The organism is Microvirga sp. CF3062 (assembly GCF_036314045.1).
Classification (GTDB): domain Bacteria; phylum Pseudomonadota; class Alphaproteobacteria; order Rhizobiales; family Beijerinckiaceae; genus Microvirga.
The window spans coordinates 80233-101210 of sequence record NZ_JAYGGN010000008.1 but is presented as its reverse complement, the minus strand read 5'-3'; the positions used below and the strand labels follow the sequence as shown (position 1 = coordinate 101210).

General features: G+C 63.9%; 20 protein-coding genes. 9 read left to right on the top strand and 11 right to left on the bottom strand.

Going from position 1 to position 20978, the window contains the following annotated elements; translation table 11 throughout:
• Positions 1–167 precede the first annotated feature (167 nt).
• Positions 168–887: a DUF1013 domain-containing protein gene (locus VB618_RS15120; RefSeq protein WP_329797536.1), complete on the top strand. Its 720-nt coding sequence runs from the start codon at positions 168–170 to the stop codon at positions 885–887.
• Between the two features lie 323 nt (positions 888–1210).
• Here VB618_RS15120 and VB618_RS15115 read toward each other — a convergent pair whose 3' ends face one another.
• The gene (locus VB618_RS15115) at positions 1211–3124 is read right to left on the bottom strand and encodes a propionyl-CoA synthetase (protein WP_329797535.1); all 1914 of its coding nucleotides are present in this window, start codon (positions 3122–3124) and stop codon (positions 1211–1213) included.
• Positions 3125–3238: 114 nt separating this feature from the next.
• On the opposite strand from VB618_RS15115, the gene VB618_RS15110 reads away from it, so the two are divergent.
• A complete protein-coding gene (locus VB618_RS15110; protein WP_329797534.1) occupies positions 3239–3997 on the top strand; it encodes a sulfite exporter TauE/SafE family protein in 759 nt (252 codons plus the stop codon).
• Positions 3998–4074: 77 nt separating this feature from the next.
• Here the strand turns inward: VB618_RS15110 and VB618_RS15105 are convergent, their stop codons facing one another.
• Positions 4075–4257: a YdcH family protein gene (locus VB618_RS15105; protein WP_203275018.1), complete on the bottom strand. Its 183-nt coding sequence runs from the start codon at positions 4255–4257 to the stop codon at positions 4075–4077.
• A gap of 258 nt (positions 4258–4515) precedes the next feature.
• On the opposite strand from VB618_RS15105, the gene VB618_RS15100 reads away from it, so the two are divergent.
• From VB618_RS15100 to VB618_RS15075, 6 genes are all read left to right on the top strand, one after another.
• Entirely contained in the window at positions 4516–4716 is a 201-nt protein-coding gene (locus VB618_RS15100; protein ID WP_329797533.1) for a YdcH family protein, read from the top strand.
• A 94-nt stretch (positions 4717–4810) separates the two neighbouring features.
• Positions 4811–5302: a 5-(carboxyamino)imidazole ribonucleotide mutase gene (gene purE / locus VB618_RS15095; RefSeq protein ID WP_329797532.1), complete on the top strand. Its 492-nt coding sequence runs from the start codon at positions 4811–4813 to the stop codon at positions 5300–5302.
• 7 nt (positions 5303–5309) lie between these two features.
• Positions 5310–6389, top strand: coding sequence for a 5-(carboxyamino)imidazole ribonucleotide synthase (locus tag VB618_RS15090; RefSeq protein WP_329797661.1), 1080 nt, complete (start codon positions 5310–5312; stop codon positions 6387–6389).
• 169 nt (positions 6390–6558) lie between these two features.
• The gene (gene rpsU / locus VB618_RS15085; protein ID WP_329797531.1) at positions 6559–6801 is read left to right on the top strand and encodes a 30S ribosomal protein S21; all 243 of its coding nucleotides are present in this window, start codon (positions 6559–6561) and stop codon (positions 6799–6801) included.
• A 286-nt stretch (positions 6802–7087) separates the two neighbouring features.
• The gene (locus VB618_RS15080; RefSeq protein WP_329797530.1) at positions 7088–7951 is read left to right on the top strand and encodes a tetratricopeptide repeat protein; all 864 of its coding nucleotides are present in this window, start codon (positions 7088–7090) and stop codon (positions 7949–7951) included.
• Positions 7952–7972: 21 nt separating this feature from the next.
• Positions 7973–8596, top strand: coding sequence for a nucleotidyltransferase family protein (locus VB618_RS15075; RefSeq protein ID WP_329797529.1), 624 nt, complete (start codon positions 7973–7975; stop codon positions 8594–8596).
• On the opposite strand, the gene VB618_RS15070 is transcribed toward VB618_RS15075, so the two are convergent.
• The 9 genes from VB618_RS15070 to VB618_RS15030 all read right to left on the bottom strand — a co-directional run bounded on the left by VB618_RS15070 (position 8566) and on the right by VB618_RS15030 (position 18645).
• A complete protein-coding gene (locus tag VB618_RS15070; RefSeq protein ID WP_329797528.1) occupies positions 8566–9045 on the bottom strand; it encodes a GNAT family N-acetyltransferase in 480 nt (159 codons plus the stop codon). The genes VB618_RS15075 and VB618_RS15070 overlap by 31 nt on opposite strands.
• Before the next feature lie 176 nt (positions 9046–9221).
• Positions 9222–10619, bottom strand: coding sequence for an NAD(P)(+) transhydrogenase (Re/Si-specific) subunit beta (locus VB618_RS15065; RefSeq protein ID WP_329797527.1), 1398 nt, complete (start codon positions 10617–10619; stop codon positions 9222–9224).
• A gap of 4 nt (positions 10620–10623) precedes the next feature.
• Positions 10624–11070, bottom strand: a complete 447-nt coding sequence (locus VB618_RS15060) for a proton-translocating transhydrogenase family protein (RefSeq protein WP_329797526.1) — start codon at positions 11068–11070, stop codon at positions 10624–10626.
• 20 nt (positions 11071–11090) lie between these two features.
• The gene (locus VB618_RS15055) at positions 11091–12227 is read right to left on the bottom strand and encodes a Re/Si-specific NAD(P)(+) transhydrogenase subunit alpha (protein ID WP_329797525.1); all 1137 of its coding nucleotides are present in this window, start codon (positions 12225–12227) and stop codon (positions 11091–11093) included.
• 73 nt (positions 12228–12300) lie between these two features.
• On the bottom strand, positions 12301–12594 hold the full coding sequence (locus VB618_RS15050) for an aa3-type cytochrome c oxidase subunit IV (RefSeq protein WP_329797524.1): 294 nt from the start codon (positions 12592–12594) through the stop codon (positions 12301–12303).
• A gap of 114 nt (positions 12595–12708) precedes the next feature.
• The gene (locus VB618_RS15045) at positions 12709–13926 is read right to left on the bottom strand and encodes a glycosyltransferase (protein ID WP_329797523.1); all 1218 of its coding nucleotides are present in this window, start codon (positions 13924–13926) and stop codon (positions 12709–12711) included.
• 58 nt (positions 13927–13984) lie between these two features.
• Positions 13985–15352 (bottom strand): ABC1 kinase family protein, encoded by a 1368-nt coding sequence (locus VB618_RS15040; RefSeq protein ID WP_329797522.1) that lies wholly within the window; start codon positions 15350–15352, stop codon positions 13985–13987.
• Between the two features lie 75 nt (positions 15353–15427).
• Positions 15428–16750, bottom strand: coding sequence for an adenylate/guanylate cyclase domain-containing protein (locus VB618_RS15035; RefSeq protein WP_329797521.1), 1323 nt, complete (start codon positions 16748–16750; stop codon positions 15428–15430).
• 113 nt (positions 16751–16863) lie between these two features.
• Positions 16864–18645, bottom strand: coding sequence for a M3 family oligoendopeptidase (locus VB618_RS15030; RefSeq protein WP_329797660.1), 1782 nt, complete (start codon positions 18643–18645; stop codon positions 16864–16866).
• Positions 18646–19167: 522 nt separating this feature from the next.
• On the opposite strand from VB618_RS15030, the gene VB618_RS15025 reads away from it, so the two are divergent.
• Positions 19168–20949, top strand: a complete 1782-nt coding sequence (locus VB618_RS15025) for a L,D-transpeptidase family protein (protein ID WP_329797520.1) — start codon at positions 19168–19170, stop codon at positions 20947–20949.
• Positions 20950–20978: the final 29 nt, after the last annotated feature.

Below are 20978 nucleotides of genomic sequence, written 5' to 3'. Positions count from 1 at the left end.
GATTGATGCTCAAAAATTTGCAACATCGCGGCACGATCCCTATAATCACCCCGTTTCCCTCACATCGTGAGACGAGATGCTCCGGTCCGCACCGGTTCGGAGCGCAAGAGAGTTTTGCCGTGCGGCGCCGAAATGTCCGGCGCCCGGCCTGAAGGAGGTTCGCTTACATGTCCCAGGGACCGCTGATGCCGAAGGCGACAGCCGTTTGGCTTGTCGAGAATACGTCACTGTCGTTCGACCAGATCGCCGATTTCTGCAAGCTCCACCCACTCGAGGTGAAGGGCATCGCCGACGGCGAAGTGGCCGCGGGCATCAAGGGCTCCGATCCGATCACAACGGGCCAGCTGACCCGCGATGAAATCGAGAAGGCGCAAGGCGATCCGAACCACCGCCTGCGGCTTGCCGAATCGCGGGTGAAGCTGCCTGAGCAGAAGAGGGTCAAGAAGGGCCCTCGCTACACCCCCGTCTCCCGCCGTCATGATCGTCCGAACGCGATTCTCTGGCTGGTGCGCAATCATCCGGAGCTCAAGGACGCGCAGATCATGCGGCTGGTGGGCACCACCAAGACCACGATCCAGCAGGTCCGCGACCGCACCCACTGGAACTCGGCAAGCCTCGCCCCCATGGACCCGGTGACGCTGGGCCTGTGCTCGCAGATCGACCTGGACTTCGAGGTGCAGCGCGCCGCCAAGGACCGCCCGCAGGTGGAAGCCCAGAACCAGGGCGGCACCCTGATGCCGGCCGAGGTCTCCACGGCCCCCGAGCGGCCTGTCGACCCCTTCACCGACATGAGCCGCCCGAAGCCGGTCCAGGAGGAGGCGATCGACGTCAATTCAGTCTTTGCCAAGCTCAAGACACTCAAGCGCGACGACGAGGACGAGGAATAAGTTTCAAACAAAAGGCCCGGAGCGATCCGGGCCTTTTTTTGTTTTGTCATGCGGTCATCCCGGACGGAGTGCAGCGGAGATCCGGGATCGCGTGCAGAACAAGGCCCAGGAACTCAACGCTGTCATTCCGGGGCGAGCATGAGCGAGAGCCCGGAATCCATAACCGCTAACGGTGAGGAAAGAGGCGCAACTTTGATCGCCCTTTCTTGAAACGTGGTGTTTATGGATTCCGGGCTCCGCTGACGCGGCCCCGGAATGACAGTGCTGGACTGGTTTTCGCGATCCCGGATCGGCTGCGCCGTCCGGGATGACCATTGCTGGCCTTACCCCCTCACCCTCCTCGCCTTCAGCACCTCCCCGATCTCCTCGAGAATGATCGGATCGTCGATGGTAGCGGGTGTGGTCCAGGAATCGCCGTCGGCGATCTTCTTCATGGTGCCGCGCAGGATCTTGCCGGAGCGGGTCTTGGGCAGCCGCGGCACGGTGATGGCAAGCTTGAAGGCTGCAACCGGCCCGATCTTCTCGCGCACGAGGCCGATGAGATCCTTCTCGATCTCCTCAGGGCTTTTCTGGACGCCGGATTTCAGCACCACGAAGCCGCAGGGCACCTCGCCCTTAAGGGCGTCCTTCATGCCGATAACGGCGCATTCGGCGACGGCAGGATGGGAGGCCAGGACTTCCTCCATGCCGCCGGTCGACAAGCGATGGCCCGCGACGTTGATGATGTCGTCCGTGCGGCCCATGACCCAGACATAGCCGTCCTCGTCGATGTAACCTGCATCGGACGTGTTGTAGTAGCCCGGATAGACAGACAGGTAGGATTCCCTGAAACGCTCCTCCGCCTGCCAGAGGGTCGGCAGGGCTCCGGGTGGGAGCGGCAGCTTGATGACGATGGCACCCATGGTGCTGGGGGCGACTTGCTTGCCGCCTTCGTCCAGCACCTGCACCGTGTAGCCCGGAAGCGGCACCGTGGGCGAACCATGCTTGACCGGAAGGGCTCCTAAGCCCAGCGGGTTGCCGACCACCGGCCAGCCCGTCTCCGTCTGCCACCAATGGTCGACGACCGGGACCTTCAGGATATCCTCGGCCCATTTCACCGTGTCGGGATCCGCCCGCTCGCCGGCGAGGAACAGGGCGCGGAAGGCCGAGAGATCATACTTCTTCAGGAGGTCCGCATTGGGATCTTCCTTCCTGATCGCCCGGAAGGCGGTCGGCGCCGTGAACAGCGTCACGATTCCATGGTCGGCAATGACCCGCCAATAGGCGCCGGCATCGGGCGTGCCCACAGGCTTGCCCTCATAGAGGATAGCCGTGCAGCCATGGAGCAGCGGGCCGTAGACGATGTAGGAATGGCCGACCACCCAGCCCACGTCGGAGGCGGCCCAGAACACCTCGCCCGGCTCGACACCGAAGAAGTTCCCCATAGACCATTTCAGCGCGACCATGTGGCCGCCGTTGTCGCGCACGACGCCCTTGGGTTTCCCGGTCGTGCCCGAGGTGTAGAGCACGTAGAGCGGATCGGTGGAGGCCACCGGCACGCATTCGGCCTGCTTGCCAGCTTGGCGAGCGGTTGCGACCGCCTTCTGCCAGTCCTGATCGCGGCCCTCGACCAGGGACGCCTCGCATTGCGGCCTCTGGTAGACGAGGCAGGCATCGGGCTTCGAGGCCGAGAGCGTGATCGCTTCGTCCAGGAGCGGCTTGTAGGGGATCGTACGGGCTCCCTCGATGCCGCAGGAGGCAGAGAGGATCGCCTTCGGCTTGGCGTCGTCGATGCGGGTGGCGAGCTCTTTCGCGGCAAAGCCGCCGAACACCACCGAGTGGATGGCGCCGATGCGGGCGCAGGCCAGCATGGCGAAGGCCGCTTCGGGAATCATCGGCATGTAGATGACGACGCGGTCGCCTTGCCTGACGCCCATCTCCTGCAGCACGGCGGCGAGCGTCGCCACCTCGTCGCGCAGCTCGGCATAGGAAATGCTGCGCTTCGAATTCGTCACGGGGCTGTCGTAGATGATCGCCGCCTGATCGCCGCGGGTTGCCGCATGCCGGTCGACAGCGTTGTAGCAGGTGTTGCAGACCGCCCCGGTGAACCACGTCCCGTAGGCCCCGGCCGCAGCGTCGAAGACCTTGTCGGCGGGCTTGATCCAGTCGATCTCGCGCGCGGCCTGTGCCCAAAACCCTTCCGGATCGGCTTTCCAGCGGGCATAGACCTCATGATAGCGGCTTTGGGTCGATGACATGGCGTTTCCCCGTTGCGTTCACTGCATGGGACTTGAAGCGCCTGCTGTGGTAGCAGGCAGTTGCGTCGTGGTCAGCGGAGACTTTCGGCGATCCGACTTTCGGCGAGTTCCTATGTGATTACCGATCCCCTCTTCTATGCCGCTGCCATTCCAGCCGTGACGCTCTTAGGGTTAGCCAAGGGCGGCTTCTCGGGCCTCGGGATGCTCTCCCTGCCGCTCATGGCCCTGGTGGTCTCGCCGGTTCAGGCGGCCGCGATTATGCTGCCGACGCTGATCGTACAGGACGTGGTGTCGGTCTGGGCCTACCGGTACACCTGGGACCGGCGCAACGTCGTCATCCTGGTCGTGGGCGCCACTTCGGGCATTCTCACCGGCTATCTCCTGGCGGCTCAAGTGTCCGATGCTGCGATCAAGCTCGCCGTCGGCCTGATCTCTATCGCGTTCGCCATCCGCCGCCTGGTGCTTGAGCGGGGCGGCCGGGAGCCGAAAGCAACGCCGGCCAACGTGCCGCGGGGCATGTTCTGGGGCTGGGTAACGGGCTTTACCAGCATGATCGCCCACGCGGGCGGCCCGCCCTTCCAGATCTATGTGATGCCGCAGCGCCTGCCGCGGGACGTCTTCGTCGGCACGGGCGCGGTCGTGTTCGCGCTGATCAACTGGATCAAGGTGCCGCCCTATCTGGTGCTGGGCCAGATGACGGCCGAGAACATGGCAACCGCCGGAGCCTTGTTCCCGGTGGCGATCGGCTCCACCTGGGCCGGGGTGGTGCTGGTGCGGCGCGTCTCCGGCCAGCTCTTCTATACGGCAGTCTATGTGCTGCTGGTCTTCGTGGGGGCCAAGCTCGTCTATGACGGAGCGGCTGCGCTTCTCTGAAGCGGCCAAACAAAAAGCCGCCACTTCGGGATGAAGCGACAGCTTCTTGAGGGTGGGAGTCTTGAGGAAACGCGCGGCTAGTGCACCGCCGATTCGGAGCTTCTCAGTCGTGAGATCTCGTCCTTGAGCTGAAGCTTCTTTCGCTTGAGTTCTGCCAGCCTCATGTCATCTGCGGAGGGTCGGTTGAGGGTGTCCTGGATTTCGCGCTCGAGAGCCCGATGCTTCCGTTCCAGTTCCGTCAGGTGATTCTGCAGCGGCATGTCAGTTCCTCCTATGTGATCTCTGACCCGGATATTGTGGCAGCCCGAGTGTGGCGAGTCGAAGGCAAAATTTGCAAAATCGAGAGTAGAAGATGCTTGAGCGATCTTGCTCTCCACAAACCCGCAGAGCATACTTCCGCTCCTCTTGGCCCGGCATCCATAGGCGGCTTGGCGTTTAGCGCATCGTGCGGAAAAGTGGACCCGGTTTTCCGTGCCCAACGATGCGCCACTTTTGGGTCCGATGCTCTGGATTTTTCAATGACCGAATTGGCTGAACTGGAAGCGGAATTGGCCCGCCTCAAGCAGGAACACCGCGATCTCGACATGGCCATCGATGCTCTGGAGAGCATGGTCGCCGGCGACCAGCTGCAGGTCCAGCGCCTCAAGAAGCGCAAGCTCTCCCTCAAGGACCAGATCATTCAGCTGGAAGATCAGCTGACCCCCGACATCATCGCCTGAGAATTCCGGTCTTAAGGTCCGTATCGCCCTTGCCTGTCAGGGGAGCCTTCGCTATTCCCGCTGGACACCTTAGGCCTTACGCCGGAGCCACGCCATGGCGGGAACCCCCATTGCCATCATCATGGGCAGCCAGTCCGACTGGGCCACCATGCGCCACGCCGCCGAGACGCTGGAGGCGCTGGGCATCCCTTACAACGCCCGCATCGTCTCCGCCCACCGCACCCCGGACCGGCTCTATGCCTTCGCCAAGAAGGCCAAGGCCGACGGCTTCCAGGTTATCATCGCGGGCGCCGGAGGCGCGGCGCACCTTCCCGGCATGACCGCCGCCATGACGCCCCTGCCGGTATTCGGCGTGCCCGTGGAATCCAAGGCACTGTCGGGTCAGGACAGCCTGCTCTCCATCGTGCAGATGCCGGCCGGCATCCCGGTCGGGACGCTGGCCATCGGCCGGGCCGGCGCCGTCAATGCGGCGCTCCTCGCCGCTGCCGTGCTCGCCCTCCACGACCCTGCGCTTTCGGAACGGCTTGATACATGGCGCACGCGCCAGAGCGAGGGCGTCGCCGAACGCCCGTCCGATGAAAGCTGACATGCCCATGATCCGCCCCGGCTGCACCCTCGGCATCCTCGGCGGCGGCCAGCTCGGCCGCATGATCGCCATGGCGGCGGCGCAACTGGGCCTGAGAACCCACATCTACGCTCCGGACGACAACAGCCCGGCCTTCGAGGTGGCGGCCGAGTGCACCATCGCGGCTTACGAGGACGAGGCGAACCTGGTGCGCTTCGCCAAGGCCGTGGACGTGATGACCTACGAATTCGAGAACGTGCCGAGCGAGACAGCCGCGACCTTAAGCGCCCATACCCTGCTGGCCCCCAACGCCCAGGCGTTGGCCGTGTCACAGGACCGGTTCCTGGAAAAGAGCTTCATCGCAGGCCTTGGCATCGACGTTGCCCCCTTCGCTGCCTTCTCGGACGAAGCCGAGCTTGCAGAAGCGCTCGATCGCATCGGCCGGCCCGCCGTGCTCAAGACCCGGCGCTTCGGCTATGACGGCAAGGGTCAGGTGATGGTACGGCCCGACACCGATCCTGCCGCCGCCTGGGCGGAGATCGGCCGCGCCTCCTCCATCATCGAAGGCTTCGTGCCGTTTGAGCGGGAGGTCTCGGTGGTTGCCGCCCGCACCGCATCCGGGGCATTCGCCGCCTATGATCTCTGTGCCAACGAGCATCGTCACCATATCCTTGATACGACCCAGGTTCCTGCCGGCGTCTCGCGGGAGACGGAGGAGCAGGCGATTCGCATTGCTCGCTCCATTGCGGAAGCCTTGGACTATGTGGGCGTGCTTGCCGTCGAGATGTTCCTGGTCACCGAAGGTAGCCGCGAGCGGCTCGTGGTGAACGAGATTGCCCCGCGTGTGCACAACTCAGGGCATTGGACCTTGGGCGGCGCTGTGACGTCACAGTTCGAGCAGCATGTGCGCGCGGTCTGCGGCTGGCCCTTGGGGAGCACCGCCCGTCTCGGCCGGGTCGAGATGAAGAACCTGATCGGGCACGATGCGGATGCCTGGGAAGAGATCCTGGGCGAACCGGGTGCGCATCTCCATCTCTACGGCAAGGCCGAGGCCCGCGCTGGCCGCAAGATGGGGCATGTGACGCGGGTTTTTCCGGAACGGAATTGAACCTTTTTAAGGCCTGACCGTTGCCTTTCTGGCCCGGCGCTTTTCTTAAGCAGCAACCCTGGACAGGCAAGGCTTCTTCTGATACTGACGCCGGCCAGATAGAGGTGCGCCTGACGCGCCTCCTTTGTTTTTTATCACAATCGAAACGGCTCAAATACGAGGAATTCGCGTGCAGGTTCTTGTCCGGGATAACAACGTCGACCAGGCGCTCCGCGCTCTCAAGAAGAAGATGCAGCGTGAGGGTATCTTCCGTGAGATGAAGCTTCGCGGTCATTACGAGAAGCCGTCCGAGAAGAAGGCCCGTGAAAAGGCTGAGGCCGTTCGCCGCGCCCGCAAGCTGATCCGCAAGCGCATGCAGCGCGAAGGCCTCCTGCCTTCGAAGCCGCGCCCGACGACACCGGGCGGCCGCTAAGCTCTCAATCGAGCCATCGGCTGGACTATCGGTTGTGAAACAGCGCCCGACGCGCAAGCGGGGCGCTGTTTGCATGTCTGGAGCTCCTCTTTCGATCAACGCATCGTTTAGGCGGAAAACCGGGACCACTTTTCCGCACGATGCGCGAGGCTGCTGCGACCCGATGCTCCGCCTGAATGGCAAGTTCCCCTCTGAAACGCCTTTTTGATGCCTTGTTTCACGGCTGTTAAGGATTTCCCGTCAGAGTGCCGCCTTCCTGGTACTGAGTAAGAAGCTGGAGACGAACGTGTTCGCCCCATCGATCCGCCGTTTTGCCCCCTTGAGCCTGACCCTTGTAGCCCTCGGCCTCTCCGCCTGCGGCACGACGAGCAGCGGCCCTGCCCAGCGCATCGCCGTAGTGGAAGAGGACACGCAAGGCACGAGCACGGTCAACATCTCGTCCCTGTCCGACGTCATCCAGCGCAACCCGAACGATCCGAGCGCCTACAACACCCGCGGCGCGGCCTATGCCCGCGTGGGCAATTACAGCAGCGCGATGACGGACTTCACCAAGGCGGTGCAGCTCGATTCGAACTACGCGCCGGCCTACGCCAACCGGGCGCTGGCATTGCGTCAGACGAACCGCAACGATCAGGCGCTCGCCGACTTCAGCCGGGCGATCCAGGCCGATCCGAATTACGGCCCGGCTTATATCGGCCGCGCCAACCTCTACCGGGCCCAGAACCAATTCCAGGAGGCTCTCAGCGACCTGAACACGGCGACCCGCCTCCTGCCCGAATCGGCCGAGGCGCTGCATTCCCGCGGTCTGCTCTATCAGCGCCAGGGCATGCACCCCCAGGCGATCCTCGACTTCGACGCTACCATCGACCGCAACCCCTTCGTGGGCGCGCCCTACGCCGCCCGCGGCCAGAGCTTTGTGGAGACGAACCAGTACGACAAGGCCATCGAGGACTTCAACGCGGCCCTCAACGTCGACCCCAAGGACGCCAATTCCTGGGCATGGCGCGGCGTGGCCATGGAGCGCAAGGGCAACCGGAGCCAGGCACTCGAGAGCTATACCCGGGCTCTTTCCATCGACAACGGCAACAGCGTCGCCCGCCAGGGCTCGTCCCGCCTGCAGGGCGGCGTCGCCGGCCTGTTCCGCTCTTAAAGGACGCGGGGCAACGGCGGCATGAACCCCGCCCCTCCCCTGCGGGCGATCTCAGACATCGAACGGCTTCTCGAAGCGCATGCACCCTCGCATGCGCTTCTTTTGCATGTGGCGAGCCTCGGGCTTCCCGATGCCTGGATCGGCGCAGGCTTCATCCGCAACAGCGTGTGGGACGTGCTGCATGGGCGAGCGATCGATGTGACGCGGCTCGCCGATGTGGATGTGCTGTTCTTCGATCTCGACGACACCAGCAGGGAGCGGGAGGCCGAGATCGAGCGCCGGCTCCGAAGCCTTGCGCCAAGCACCCCCTGGTCCGTGAAGAACCAAGCGCGGATGCACTTGCGCAATGGCGATTCGCCCTACCGCGACACGGTCGATGCCGTGGCTCATTGGGCTGAAACAGCGACCGCGATCGCCGTCCGTACGGTCGAAGGCCGGGTCGAGGTGATGGCGCCTTATGGTGTCGACGACCTCCTGAACCTGATCGTGCGGCCGACACCTGTCTTTGGGCACAAGATAGGCATCTATCGCGAGCGGGTCATGGCGAAGGACTGGCCGGCCAATTGGCCGAAGTTGACGCTGTTGATGTCCTGGGAGGAGGCCTATCCCGCGTCTCACAATTCCTTCGACAGGATCGACACGTAGGGCACGAAGCCGAAGGCGCGATAAGTGCGCTCGGCCCGCTCGTTGGCCACGAGGGCTCCGATGACGAGACGCTTGCAACCCGCCTCTTTCGTCAGGCGCTCGGCCTCGTTCAGCAGCATCTGGCCGATGCCGCGCCCGCGCCAATCGTCATGCACGATCAGGTCCGTCACGGTGCCGTGGTTGCGGACGTCGTCGATCACGTAAGCCGCATCCTGATCGAGCGAAAAGCCCATCGCGGCAACGACAATCCCTTCCGCTTCCGCTAGGACGATGCGGCCATTGCGGCGGGACAAGCGCTGCATCAGCTCATCGTAATACTCCTCCGCGGAGCCATAATCGCGGCGCCGGTCGCCGACAAGATCGGCCTCGAAGACGTTGAGCTGGTGGATCAGCTCGACGACGACTCCCCGGTCGGCAGGAAGGGCGGTGCGAAGAGTGATGGAGGACATGGGAGAATCCGGCTGGCGCGACAGGGATCGGGTTAAAGCAGATTTCGCGTTTTCCGTCACCGTTCCACTGTCATTCCGGGCTCGCCTGCGGCGCCCCGGAATGACAGTGGAAATGTGGGCTCGAAATAAAATGCCCGGCACATGGCCGGGCATTGAACATTCAACCAATCATCCGATCAGAGATTCTTCAGGATCTGGTCGACCACCTTTTTCGCATCGCCGAAGAGCATCATGGTGTTGTCGCGGAAGAACAGCTCGTTCTCCACGCCGGCATAGCCGGAGCCCATGCCGCGCTTGATGAAGAGCACGGTCTTGGCCCGCTCCACGTCGAGGATCGGCATGCCGAAGATCGGTGAGGCCGGGTCGGTCTTGGCGGCCGGGTTCGTCACGTCGTTGGCGCCGATGACGAAAGCCACATCGGCCTGAGCGAACTCGCCGTTGATGTCCTCGAGCTCGAACACCTCGTCGTAGGGCACGTTGGCTTCCGCGAGCAGCACGTTCATGTGGCCGGGCATGCGGCCCGCCACCGGGTGGATGGCGTACTTCACTTCCACGCCTTCGGCTTTCAGTTCGTCCGCCATCTCGCGCAGAGCGTGCTGGGCCTGGGCCACCGCCATGCCGTAGCCCGGCACGATGATGACCTTGGAGGCGTTCTTCATGATGAAGGCTGCATCGTCCGCCGAGCCCTGCTTCACGGGCCGGGTCTCGACCGCGCCGGCCGCAGCTCCCGCGGTCTCGCCGCCGAAGCCGCCGAGGATCACCGAGATGAAGGAGCGGTTCATGCCCTTGCACATGATGTAGGACAGGATCGCGCCCGAGGAGCCCACCAGCGCGCCGGTGATGATCAGCGCGAGGTTGCCCAGGGTGAAGCCGATGCCGGCTGCCGCCCAGCCCGAATAGGAGTTGAGCATCGACACCACCACCGGCATATCGGCGCCGCCGATGGGGATGATGAGCGTGACGCCGAGCACGAAGGAGACCAGCACGATCAGCCAGAAAGCCGCGTGGCTCTCGGTGCGGATGAAGGCCACGAGCAGCACCAGCAGCAGGAGCGCCAAGCCGATATTGATGAGGTGGCGGCTCGGCAGCATGATCGGCTTGCCGGACATGCGCCCGTCAAGCTTCAGGAACGCGATCACGGAGCCGGTAAAGGTGATGGCCCCGATGGCCACGCCCAGAGCCATTTCGAAGAGCGAGCCGCCATGGATGGTGCCGACCGCGCCGATGCCGAAGGCCTGCGGCGCATAAAGCGCGCCTGCCGCCACCAACACCGCCGCGAGGCCCACCAGGGAGTGGAAGGCGGCAACCAGCTGGGGCATCGCCGTCATGGGCACGCGCCGGGCGATCACCGCGCCGATGCCGCCGCCGATGGCGAGACCGAGAATGACGAGCGCCCAGCCGCCGAAGCCGCTCGGGGGCGACACGAACAGGGTAGTGAGGATGGCGATCCCCATGCCCACCATGCCGTAGAGGTTGCCCTGCCGAGAGGTGGTGGGGTGTGACAGGCCCCGCAGGGCCAGGATGAACAGGACGCCCGAGACGAGGTAGAGGATCGAGGCTAGATTGGCCGACATCGCCTCATCCCTTCTTGCGGTACATGGCGAGCATGCGCTGGGTCACCAGGAAGCCGCCGAAGATGTTGATCGAGGCGAGGACCAGCCCGATGAAGCCGAGTGCCCTGGCCCAGATCGGGCCTTCGCCGAGGCTGGGCGCCACGTTGACGCCCACCGCCAGGACGGCACCGACTACGATCACGGACGAGATGGCGTTGGTGACCGACATCAGCGGCGTGTGCAGGGCCGGAGTTACCTGCCAGACCACGTAGTAGCCGACGAAGATCGCCAGCACGAAGATGGCGAGGCGAAACACCGTCGGGTCCACCGCCCCTTGGGTGACGGCAGCGGCGGCGTGTCCAGCCGTATCAGCCAGCTGGTCGGCGATGCTCTGGGCGGCTTCGGCAGCACGGCGGGCGGCATCCGCCGCCGCTCGGGCCTGCTCGACAGCCTGTTCGGGCGTGAGTGCCATGATGTCCTCCCCTGGACGGTTTAAGCGGTCGGCTGGAAGGCGGTGTGAACGATGGCGCCGTCGCGGGTCAGGCAGGTAGCCTTGACCAGCTCGTCGTCCCATTTCACGTCCAACTCCTTGGTGTCCTTGTTCACCAGCGTCTCGACGAAGGCATAGAGGTTCTTCGCATAGAGGCTGGAGGCCGTGGCGGCGAGCCGGCCGGGCACGTTGAGGTGGCCCACGATCTTCACGCCGTTATGCTCCACCACCTGGCCGGGTTCTGCGACTTCGCAGTTGCCGCCGCGCTCCACCGCCAGATCGACGATCACCGAGCCGGGCTTCATGGATTCGACCATGGCGCGGGTGACGAGCTTCGGCGCCGGGCGCCCTGGGATCAACGCCGTGGTGATGACGATGTCCTGCTTGGCGATGTGGGAGGCAACGAGTTCGGCCTGCTTGGCCCGGTACTCGGCCGACATTTCCTTGGCGTAGCCGCCAGAGGTTTCGGCCTGCTTGAACTCCTCGTCCTCGACCGCGATGAACTTGGCGCCCAGGCTCTCCACCTGCTCCTTGGCGGCGGGGCGCACGTCCGTGGCGGTGACCACTGCGCCGAGGCGCCGGGCGGTCGCGACGGCCTGGAGGCCGGCGACACCTGCACCCATGACGAAGATGCGGGCTGCCGGCACGGTGCCGGCGGCGGTCATCATCATCGGGATGGCGCGGCCATATTCGGCGGTGGCGTCGATCACGGCCCGGTAGCCGGCGAGATTGGCCTGGGAGGACAGCACGTCCATCACCTGGGCGCGGGTGATGCGGGGCATCAGCTCCATGGAGAAGGCCGCGACCTTGGCGTCGGCCAGAGACTTGAGGGCAGCGTCCTGGCCATAGGGGTCCATGATGGCGATGACGAGCGCACCGGGTTTGGCGCCGGACAATTCGCCCTCGGCCGGGCGGCGGACCTTCAGGATGACGTCGGCATCCTTGAGAGCATCTTTCGCCGTCTTGGCGATCAAGGCGCCGGCGGCCTCAAAATCGGCATCGGGGACGCCGGCACTGGTGCCGGCTCCGGCCTGAACGACAACGTCCGCCCCGAGGGTTTTGTATTTCTTGACCGTCTCGGGGGTGGCGGAAACACGGGTCTCCGCTCCATCGGTTTCGGAGAGAACGGCGATCCGCATTTTAGCCCCCCTGCGATCTGGTCAATGGCTTGAAATCAAGCTCTTGTCTCGTGTCAGTAGAAACTCCCGCAGCTCAGTAGAAGACGAGCGCCAGGAGGAGAAGAACGCCGACGGCGGCCGGTGCCCGTACCCCGATGGAGGGCGCCATGGCTCCAAGCCCGCCCGCAGCCAGAGAGAGCACGACGCCGAAAATGGACGTCAGCCAAGCGTGCTTGATGCCGCCGACAGCCAATGCCAGCATGAAGCAGATCACGACGGCGGTGCTGATTTCAGCGAACTGAATGAATCCGTTGTAGGTCGCCTCATGAGCGCGGGCGTCCATATACGGACTGTAGCCCCCATGCGGCGCATGTTTTGTATCGGCCATGATTCAAAGCCCTGTTTGAGCGTCACGTGTTAATTGCTGCGTTTAACGCATGCGGTGAGGAGCCGCAATCTTTCCAATGGCTCCTGGCGAAAACTTTATCAATGTTTCGTGGAATTATCCGATCCCCAGGAAATCACGCCACTGAGGCAGGCACACCGTCTCGTAATCGTATTTCGCAACGGCGATTCGGCGGGCCTCCGCGGCCATGACGGCGGACTTCTCCTTGTCGACCAAGGTCTCACGAACCCGCTCGGCCAGGGCCTTCTCGTCGAAGAAGGGGAAGAGACGGCCGTTGACCCCGTCCTGGATGATCTCGCGCACCGGCTCCGTGTCGGAGGCCACGATCCGGCATTCGAGCGCCATGGACTCGATGGACGACCAGGACAGGACGAAGGGATAGGTCATGTAGACATGGGCCGAGGAGACCTGCAGCACCTTCACGAACTGATCGTAGGGCAGATTGCCGACGAAATGAACCCGTGACCAGTCCACCGGCCGCTCGATCTTGGCTTTGAAGACATCGAACCAGGACTGCCCGCCCGGTGCGGAACCGGAATAGCTGGTGCCCTTGCCGCCGATGATCACCACCCGGAGTTCGGGGTCGATATCGAGCAGGTAGGGCAGGCTCTTGAAGACGATGTGGGCACCCCGCATCGGCTCGATGTTGCGGGTCACGTAAGTCACCACGGGCGTGTTGCGGGTGAGCGGAGGCCCGTCCTGGCCGAGCCTGATGCGGACATTCCGGTCGGGGACGAGCCGCTTGGTGTCGATGCCGTCATGGATGATGGCGAGCCGGTCGCGCAGGTAGTCCGGGAAGGTGTCGCGCTGGTAGCGGGTGGGCGCCACCGCGAGATCGGCGGCATCGAGAGCGCCGAGCTGCATGGAGTTCTTGAGGCGCAGGCGCCAGATCACCTCCTCGTTGGTGACCGGGAACTCGGGATCGAAATCGAGATCCTGCCCCTTGGCGTGGTAGTAATATTCAAAATAGGCCACGTGCTTGGCCTTCGGCCAGATGTCCTTGAGGAACAGGTTTTCGCCCCAGCCCGTGTTGACCACCACCACGTCCGGTTCGAAGCCCTGCGCGGCAAGCTCCTTAGCCCTGTGGGCGACGCCATAGGCCCGGCGCAGACGCGGAACCACGGGAGAGTAGCGGTTCTGGAAAGGCGCGTCCTCCGGCCCCGGCACGGCATCGTAGGAGAAGTACTTCACGCCCGGGATGGAGCATTTCTTGACCATCCCCAGGCCCACGACCTCATGCCCCTCGGCGGCGAAGGACCCGGCCAGACGCAGGAACTGACCCGGAAAGTTCTGGTGAACGAAAGCGATCTTCATAGGCTGCCCCTAACGTACCGGTAGCCTCTAGGGCTAGATCACGAAAGATGCAACCTCATTACATGGGTTTTGGTAAACCGGAAGCTGCCAGGACTTCTGCTTGCCTCTGCTCAAGCTTCTCCAAGGAAAACCGATCGATCTCGTTTTCGAACAGGTGGTGATAATTGAGCTCAGCCTTCAAGTGCAGGAAGACGGCCCCTAAGCCGACGGCGGCCCGGTCCATGAAGACGAACTCACGCGGGACGGTGACAGGCCCCTTTTCCTTGAGCGCCTTGTGCACCTCGAAGGCCTGCCGGCGGCCGTATTCGCCCGGCTTGACTCCATCTGCCACGGTGCGGATCCGGTCGTCGAGGAGCGGGGCGTAGATGAAGCGGGCCCAGATATTGAGGATGTCGATCAATTCGTTCGACAGCCTCTTGAAGCCCCAGGTCTCGTAGGCATGGACGATGCGGGCGCGGTCGTCGGTCTGCAGGCCGCGGTAGAGATCGACCACGCCGCCGACGAAACGCGGGTGGAAGATGCGGACGCAGCCGTAATCGAGGAGGTTGATCCCCCTCGCCTCCCCGCCTTCGGAGAAGACCGTGTAATTGCCCAAGTGAGGATCGCCATGGATCACCGCCGCATGGCTGAACGGGTGCCACCACGCCTTGAACATGGCGACCGCCAGCCGGTTGCGGATCTCGACAGGAGCCTCGGTGAAGGTGAGAATCTTCTCGCCCTCGAGCCATTGGAGCGACAGGAGCCGCTTGGTGGACAGCTCCGGATGGACCCGCGGCACCCGGACCTGCTCCACGTCGGACAGGGTCTCGGCATAGAGCGCCGCGTGTTTGGCCTCGCGCTCGTAATCGAGCTCCTCGCGCACCCGCTCGCCGATCTCCTTGGCGATCTCCCGCGTGTCGATGGCCGGATCCATGCGGCGATGGACGGCGAAAACCCATTCGAGCTGACTCAGATCCGCCTCCACGGCGGATTGCATGTCCGGATACTGGAGCTTGCAGGCGAGCGCCTCGCCGTCCTTCGTGGTGGCCCGGTGCACCTGGCCGAGGGAGGCTGCGGCCGAGGGGGTGAGCTCGAAGGAGCCGAACCGGCTCTGCCATTGCGGGCCCAACTCCGCCTGCATGCGCCGCTTGACGAAGGCCGCCCCCATGGGCGGCGCCTCACTCTGCAGCTTCTGCAACTCGGCGGCGTATTCCGGCGGGATGAGGTCGGGGATGGTGGCGAGCAGTTGCGCCACCTTCATGATCGGGCCCTTCAGGCCGCCAAGCGCTTGCGCCAGCACCGCCGCGTTGGAGGCATCGCGATCATCGCCCCCGAACAGGCGCGACCCCGCCATGCGGGCCGCCACCCCGCCCATATTGGCGCCGACCCGGGCATAGCGGGCAGCGCGCGCGGAGAAGCGGTTCGCTTCGCGGTCGGACTCGGCCATATCGTGAGATCTCTTGCTTTGAACTGGAGAGCTTAAGATATGTCGTGCAGCAGCAATCGCTAGGCCACTGCGGCTTCAAGCCCTCTGGCTGCCGGCGGCCGAAAACAGCGGCATGGGCTCGCTCAACCCCTTGAGAGGAAAGGCACCCCGATCCTCCAGATGGAGGTTGGAGCCGGCAACGAGATCGCGCACCGTACGCGACACCAGGACTTCGCGGCCATCGGCCAGCGCGGCGATACGGGACGCGATATGGACCGCGATGCCGCCGATATCGCCGCCTTTCATTTCGATCTCGCCCGTATGAACCCCGCAACGGACCTGCAGCCCCAGGACGCGGAGGGCCTCGATGATGGCGCTTGCGCATCGTACTGCCCGCGCGGGGCCGTCGAAGGTTGCCAGGAACCCATCGCCGAGCGTCTTGATCTCCTGACCTTTGAAATGGCCGATTTCGCCGCGCACGATCCGGTCATGCTGGTCGAGGAGCGCGCGCCAGGCACGATCCCCCATCTTCTCCGCCTTGCTGGTCGAATCGACGATGTCCGTGAACAGGACTGTGGCCAGCACACGATCGGGCTCGCTCTCCGCATGGGTGCCGGTGAGGAATTCCTCGATCTCATCGGCCACCGGGCTTGCATCATTGGCCCACAAGAGGTGGTCGATGCCGGAAAATTCGACATATTTGGCGCCGGGAATATTAGACGCGAGATAGCGGCCGCCCTCAACGTTGACCCGCGTATCGCCTGCCCGATGCAGGACGAGAGTCGGGACGCGGATCGTCGGCAGAATGTGGCGCACGTCGATCTGGCTGTTCATGCGCATGAGCGCAATGACCGAAGACGGGCTGGCGCTCAGCCGCTCGAAGCGCGCCCACCATTGCCGGAAGCGTTCGTCCGCAACCTTCGTCGGGGCGAAGGCGGCAAGGCTCTCGCCCTGCCCCCAGGATCGGTCGATCTTGTCCAGAAACGTTTCGAAACGGTCGCGCGGCAGAACCCAGGTGTGAAAATCGGCATAGGTGCCATAGAGAATCAGCGCCTGGGTCCGCTCCGGATAGGTCGCGGCGAAGAGCATGCTCATGGCGCCTCCCTCCGAAATCCCGAAGAGAGCTGCCTTCCTACTGCCGACCGCATCCATCACGGCACGCACGTCGTCCATGCGCTCCTCAAGGGATGGCAGGTTTCCGAGGCGGTCCGAGAGGCCGGTTCCCCGCTTGTCGAACAGGATCAGGCGGCTGAACGCACTCAGCCGGGACAGGAAAAGCGCCATGTTGGGCTCGTCCCAGTAGAGATCCAGGTTCGAGATGAAGCCCGGCACGAAGACCAGATCGAGCGGCCCCTGGCCGATGACCTGATAGGCGATTCGAAGATCGCCGCTCCTGGCGTAATGCGTGTCGACCGGCATGGCCCGGCTCCCGAACAGGCATCCCGACGCGAGCGCGGAAGCCGGTGGCGTTCAGGCGAGAAAGTTCAGCCTCATAGTGCCAGCACAATGGCGCTCGGCCAAGCAGGATGGCCCTAGGCAGCAGTCTCTTCCATCGCCTCGAGCTCGCCGATCAGCCGCTCGATCATGGACAGGCCGATCTGCCAGAAGGACGGATCGCTGGCATCGAGGCCGAAGGGCGCGAGAAGCTCCGAGTAATGCTTGGTGCCGCCCGCCGAGAGCAGCGCGAAGTAGCGGTCCACGAAGCCCTCGTTGGAGCGCTCATAGACGCCGTAGAGCGAGTTCACCAGGCAATCGCCGAAGGCATAGGCATAGACGTAGAACGGCGAGTGGATGAAGTGGGGGATGTAGGTCCAGAAGCTCTCGTAGCCGGGGCCGAGGCGGATCGCCGGGCCCAAGCTCTCGTCCTGCACCGACATCCAGAGTTCGCAGAGCTTGTCCGCCGTCAGCTCGCCGTTGCGGCGCTCCAGATGGACCTTGCGCTCGAAGGCGTAGAACGCGATCTGGCGCACCACCGTGTTGATCATGTCCTCGACTTTGGCCGCCAGCATCGCCTTGCGTTGGACCGAATCGGTGGTCTGGTCGAGCAGGCGGCGGAAGGTGAGCATCTCGCCGAACACGGATGCCGTCTCGGCGAGCGTCAGGGGCGTGGGCGCCATGAGGGCGCCGTTGGGCCCGGCCATGACCTGATGCACCCCGTGGCCCAACTCGTGGGCCAGCGTCATCACGTCCCGCGGCTTGCCCTGGTAGTTCAGGAGCACGTAGGGATGGGCCGAAGGCACGGTCGGATGAGCGAAGGCACCGGGCGCCTTGCCGGGGCGGGTGGGGGCGTCGATCCAGCCCTCGTCGAAGAAGCGGCGGGCGATGTCGGCCATGCGGGGCGAGAAGGCGGAATAGGCGGAGAGCACCGTATCCCTCGCCTCGTTCCAGGAAATCGTGCGCTGCTCGACCTTCGGCAGGGGCGCATTGCGGTCCCAATGGTCGAGCTTGTCCTTGCCGAACCACCGGGCCTTCAGCGCATAATAACGGTGCGACAGGCGCGGATAGGCCTCTTGCACGGCGGACACCATGGCCTCCACCACTTCACGCTCGACCCGGTTCGCCAGATGGCGGGAATCGGCCACGTCCTCGAAGCCGCGCCAGCGGTCGGAGATCTCCTTGTCTTTGGCGAGCGTGTTGGTGATGAGCGTGAAGGTGCGCAGATTGGCCTTGAAGGTCTTGGCGAGCGCGTCCGAGGCGTCCTTGCGCACGCTCTCGTCCGAGTCCTGCAGCTTGTTCAGCGTCGGCTCGATGGGAAGCTCCTCGCCGCGCACATGGAAACGCAAGGAAGCCATGGTCTCGTCGAACAGGCGGTTCCAGGCGGAGCGCCCAGTGATGGACTTCTCGTGGAAGAGCTGCTCGATCCGGTCGTCGAGCTGGAAGGGTTTGTCCTTGCGCAGGTCCTCGATCCAGGACCTATAATACTTAAGCGGCTCTTCGGCCATGGCGTGATCGAGCACCGCGTCCTCGATACGGTTAAGCTCGAGCGCGAAGAAGAGCAGCTCGGTGGAGGCTGCGGTGAGGCGCTCCTGCGTGTCGCCGTAGAACTTGGCCCGCACCGGGTCGGTGGTGTCGCCCGAATAGACCAAACCTGCATAGGACATGATGCGGCCGAGGAGGTCCTCCAGGGCCTCGTAGCGCTTGACGACTTCGCTCAGCGTCTCGGACGCGCGCTCGCCCCGGGCCATGGCATCGAGCTTGCCGCGATGGGCCATGGCGAAGGCCTTGCACTCGGCTTCGACCTTGGCGAGATCGCGCTTGAACTCCTCGCTGTCCATGCCGGGATAGAGGTGGGACAGGTTCCATTCGGGCAGCATGCCCAGTTCGGTCTGTGCCGCGCCGGAGGACAAGGGGAGATGCACGGGGAAAGCGTTCTGAGAGGTCACGGGCGAGGGCCTGTCCGGAAATCGAGGTCGGAGATACTGCATACATATTGGCCGCCGGCCCATAGGGATCAACCCGTGCCGGAGGGTCAGGAAGAGCGGAGGCGGCTCGCATCAAGACGGGGCTTACCCTTCTTGCCCGGCGCAACTCCTGCAGATCGCATCACGTACGGTTTACCACTCATTAACGCTTTCGGCGAAACGCAGACGCCGTGGAGGCGCAGGCGTTTGCTTCTCATTCCTTTATTATCAAGGACATATGCTGGCCATCCCGCGCTGCCTCGGCATCGACCCGGTCAACTCTTTACAGAAAATTGAAAGAACTTGGCCTAGACGATGAAGCCGCACGACGTTTTGCGCGTTAAGCGTAACAGACGTGTGCCCGCACACTGACAAAATTCATTTGATGGAGGATTGCTGAAGTCCTCCACATTCATTGCGACGAGGAGCATGGTCATGCGTGAGTTGCGCAAGACAGCCATTTGGCTCGGTCTTATCGGCTCGGTTTCTCTCCTGCCCCTCTCCGCTTTGGCGAACGACATCGCCATCAATCCACAGGTCGAACGTCTCGACCCGGTCGCTACTGAGAGCCCGGCGCAGCCATCCTTCCACGATGTGGCGATTCAGGATGCTCCTGCACAGAGGGATGTTGCTTCGCAGGCCATCCCGCTTGTCGAGCCGGCACCGGTCTCGATAGAGGCCGCGGACCTGAAGCCTGCTCCTGCCATCGAAATTCCCTTGCCCGATGCAGCTCCCGTCACGGCCCTCATGCAGACCGACATCGTCCGCATGGCGGTGGGAGGCCTGTTCGCCGACGATGCCGTCATGCGTGAGCTGCGCGTGGGTACTAAGGACCGCGAGGCCCTGGCCGCCTATTACGCGCAGGCCGAGCGGCCTCTGGTATGGGCGCAGGATGGGGCCTGGACGCCGGCGGCTCAGGCCGCGATGGAGCGTCTCAAGGCTGCGGACGAGGACGGCCTCGATCCTGCCGACTACGTCCTTCGTGATGCGGGCCTGCGCAAGGATGCACCCCTTGCGCAATGGGCAAGGGTCGATGTGAAGCTCTCGCTATCCGTGATTCGCTATGCCCGCGATGCCCGAGGCGCACGCATCGATCTTCCGCGCCTCTCGCCTCTCGCGACCCCGAAACTTGCAATTCCCGACATCGGCGAGGTGCTAAGCAAGGTTGCCTCGGCGAAAGACGCCGGCGCAGCGCTCGCGGCCTACAACCCGCCGCATGCCGGTTACAGGGCCTTGAGGGAGCGGCTGGCGCAGCTGCGTGAAAACCATCCTTCCCAGCCCAGCGTGCGCCTCCCCAAGGGGCCGATCCTGCGCGTGGGCATGAAGGATCCGCGTGTGCCCCTGATCCGCGCCCGCTTCAATCTCGCCAAGGATTCCGACAACCAAACCGTCTACGACGAGCGCGTCGCCTCAGCGGTGGCGGCCTTCCAGAAGGAGAAAGGCCTGCCGGATACGGGCGTGCTGAACGCCCAGACGGTGGCGGCTCTCTCCGGCCCATCAGTCGCTCAGCGAGAATCCGAGATCATCGCCAACATGGAGCGCTGGCGCTGGCTGCCGGCAGATCTGGGTGACCGGCACATCGCCGTAAACGTGCCCGAATATCGTCTGCGTCTGACTGAGGGCCGCAATGTGGTCCATGAGACCCGCGTGATCGTCGGCAAGGAGCAGTCGCAGACACCGATCTTCTCCGAGAACATGAAGTATCTGGTGGTCAATCCGTCTTGGACGATCCCGCCATCCATCATGAAGAAGGAGATCTTGCCGGCGCTGGCCAACGATCCTTATTATGCCGCGCGCAAGGGCTACAAGGTCATCCGCCGCGGCAACCAGATCTCGGTGCAGCAGCCGCCGGGCGAGCGCAATGCGCTGGGCTACGTGAAGTTCATGTTCCCCAACCAGCATGCGGTCTATCTGCACGACACCCCGAACCGCAATCTGTTCTCCGCCAGCAAGCGCGCCTTCAGCCATGGCTGCGTCCGAGTCGACAAGCCCTTCGAGCTTGCGGAAGAGATCATGGGCAAGGATGGAAAGTGGACCGAGCAGAAGCTGCGGGGCCTCATCGGCAAGGGCGAGCGCTACGTGCACCTCACCGATCCCCTGCCCGTGCATCTGACCTACTTCACCCTCTCGGTCGACGAGAAAGGCGAGTTGAAGCGCTTCGAGGATATTTATGGCCTCGACCGCAAGGTCCGTGCCGCCCTGAACCTGTCCGAATGATCCCTTCTCCTGGCTACTTTTTCTGCCGC

What these genes read in the sequence shown, in the direction of transcription:
- VB618_RS15120 (WP_329797536.1), top strand. Translation starts at nt 168, where the DNA reads ATGTCCCAGGGACCGCTGATGCCGAAGGCGACAGCCGTTTGGCTTGTC.
- VB618_RS15115 (WP_329797535.1), bottom strand. Translation starts at nt 3,124, where the DNA reads ATGTCATCGACCCAAAGCCGCTATCATGAGGTCTATGCCCGCTGGAAA.
- VB618_RS15105 (WP_203275018.1), bottom strand. Translation starts at nt 4,257, where the DNA reads ATGCCGCTGCAGAATCACCTGACGGAACTGGAACGGAAGCATCGGGCT.
- VB618_RS15100 (WP_329797533.1), top strand. Translation starts at nt 4,516, where the DNA reads ATGACCGAATTGGCTGAACTGGAAGCGGAATTGGCCCGCCTCAAGCAG.
- purE (WP_329797532.1), top strand. Translation starts at nt 4,811, where the DNA reads ATGGCGGGAACCCCCATTGCCATCATCATGGGCAGCCAGTCCGACTGG.
- VB618_RS15090 (WP_329797661.1), top strand. Translation starts at nt 5,310, where the DNA reads ATGATCCGCCCCGGCTGCACCCTCGGCATCCTCGGCGGCGGCCAGCTC.
- VB618_RS15075 (WP_329797529.1), top strand. Translation starts at nt 7,973, where the DNA reads ATGAACCCCGCCCCTCCCCTGCGGGCGATCTCAGACATCGAACGGCTT.
- VB618_RS15070 (WP_329797528.1), bottom strand. Translation starts at nt 9,045, where the DNA reads ATGTCCTCCATCACTCTTCGCACCGCCCTTCCTGCCGACCGGGGAGTC.
- VB618_RS15065 (WP_329797527.1), bottom strand. Translation starts at nt 10,619, where the DNA reads ATGTCGGCCAATCTAGCCTCGATCCTCTACCTCGTCTCGGGCGTCCTG.
- VB618_RS15060 (WP_329797526.1), bottom strand. Translation starts at nt 11,070, where the DNA reads ATGGCACTCACGCCCGAACAGGCTGTCGAGCAGGCCCGAGCGGCGGCG.
- VB618_RS15055 (WP_329797525.1), bottom strand. Translation starts at nt 12,227, where the DNA reads ATGCGGATCGCCGTTCTCTCCGAAACCGATGGAGCGGAGACCCGTGTT.
- VB618_RS15050 (WP_329797524.1), bottom strand. Translation starts at nt 12,594, where the DNA reads ATGGCCGATACAAAACATGCGCCGCATGGGGGCTACAGTCCGTATATG.
- VB618_RS15045 (WP_329797523.1), bottom strand. Translation starts at nt 13,926, where the DNA reads ATGAAGATCGCTTTCGTTCACCAGAACTTTCCGGGTCAGTTCCTGCGT.
- VB618_RS15040 (WP_329797522.1), bottom strand. Translation starts at nt 15,352, where the DNA reads ATGGCCGAGTCCGACCGCGAAGCGAACCGCTTCTCCGCGCGCGCTGCC.
- VB618_RS15035 (WP_329797521.1), bottom strand. Translation starts at nt 16,750, where the DNA reads ATGCCGGTCGACACGCATTACGCCAGGAGCGGCGATCTTCGAATCGCC.
- VB618_RS15030 (WP_329797660.1), bottom strand. Translation starts at nt 18,645, where the DNA reads ATGCTGCCCGAATGGAACCTGTCCCACCTCTATCCCGGCATGGACAGC.
- VB618_RS15025 (WP_329797520.1), top strand. Translation starts at nt 19,168, where the DNA reads ATGCGTGAGTTGCGCAAGACAGCCATTTGGCTCGGTCTTATCGGCTCG.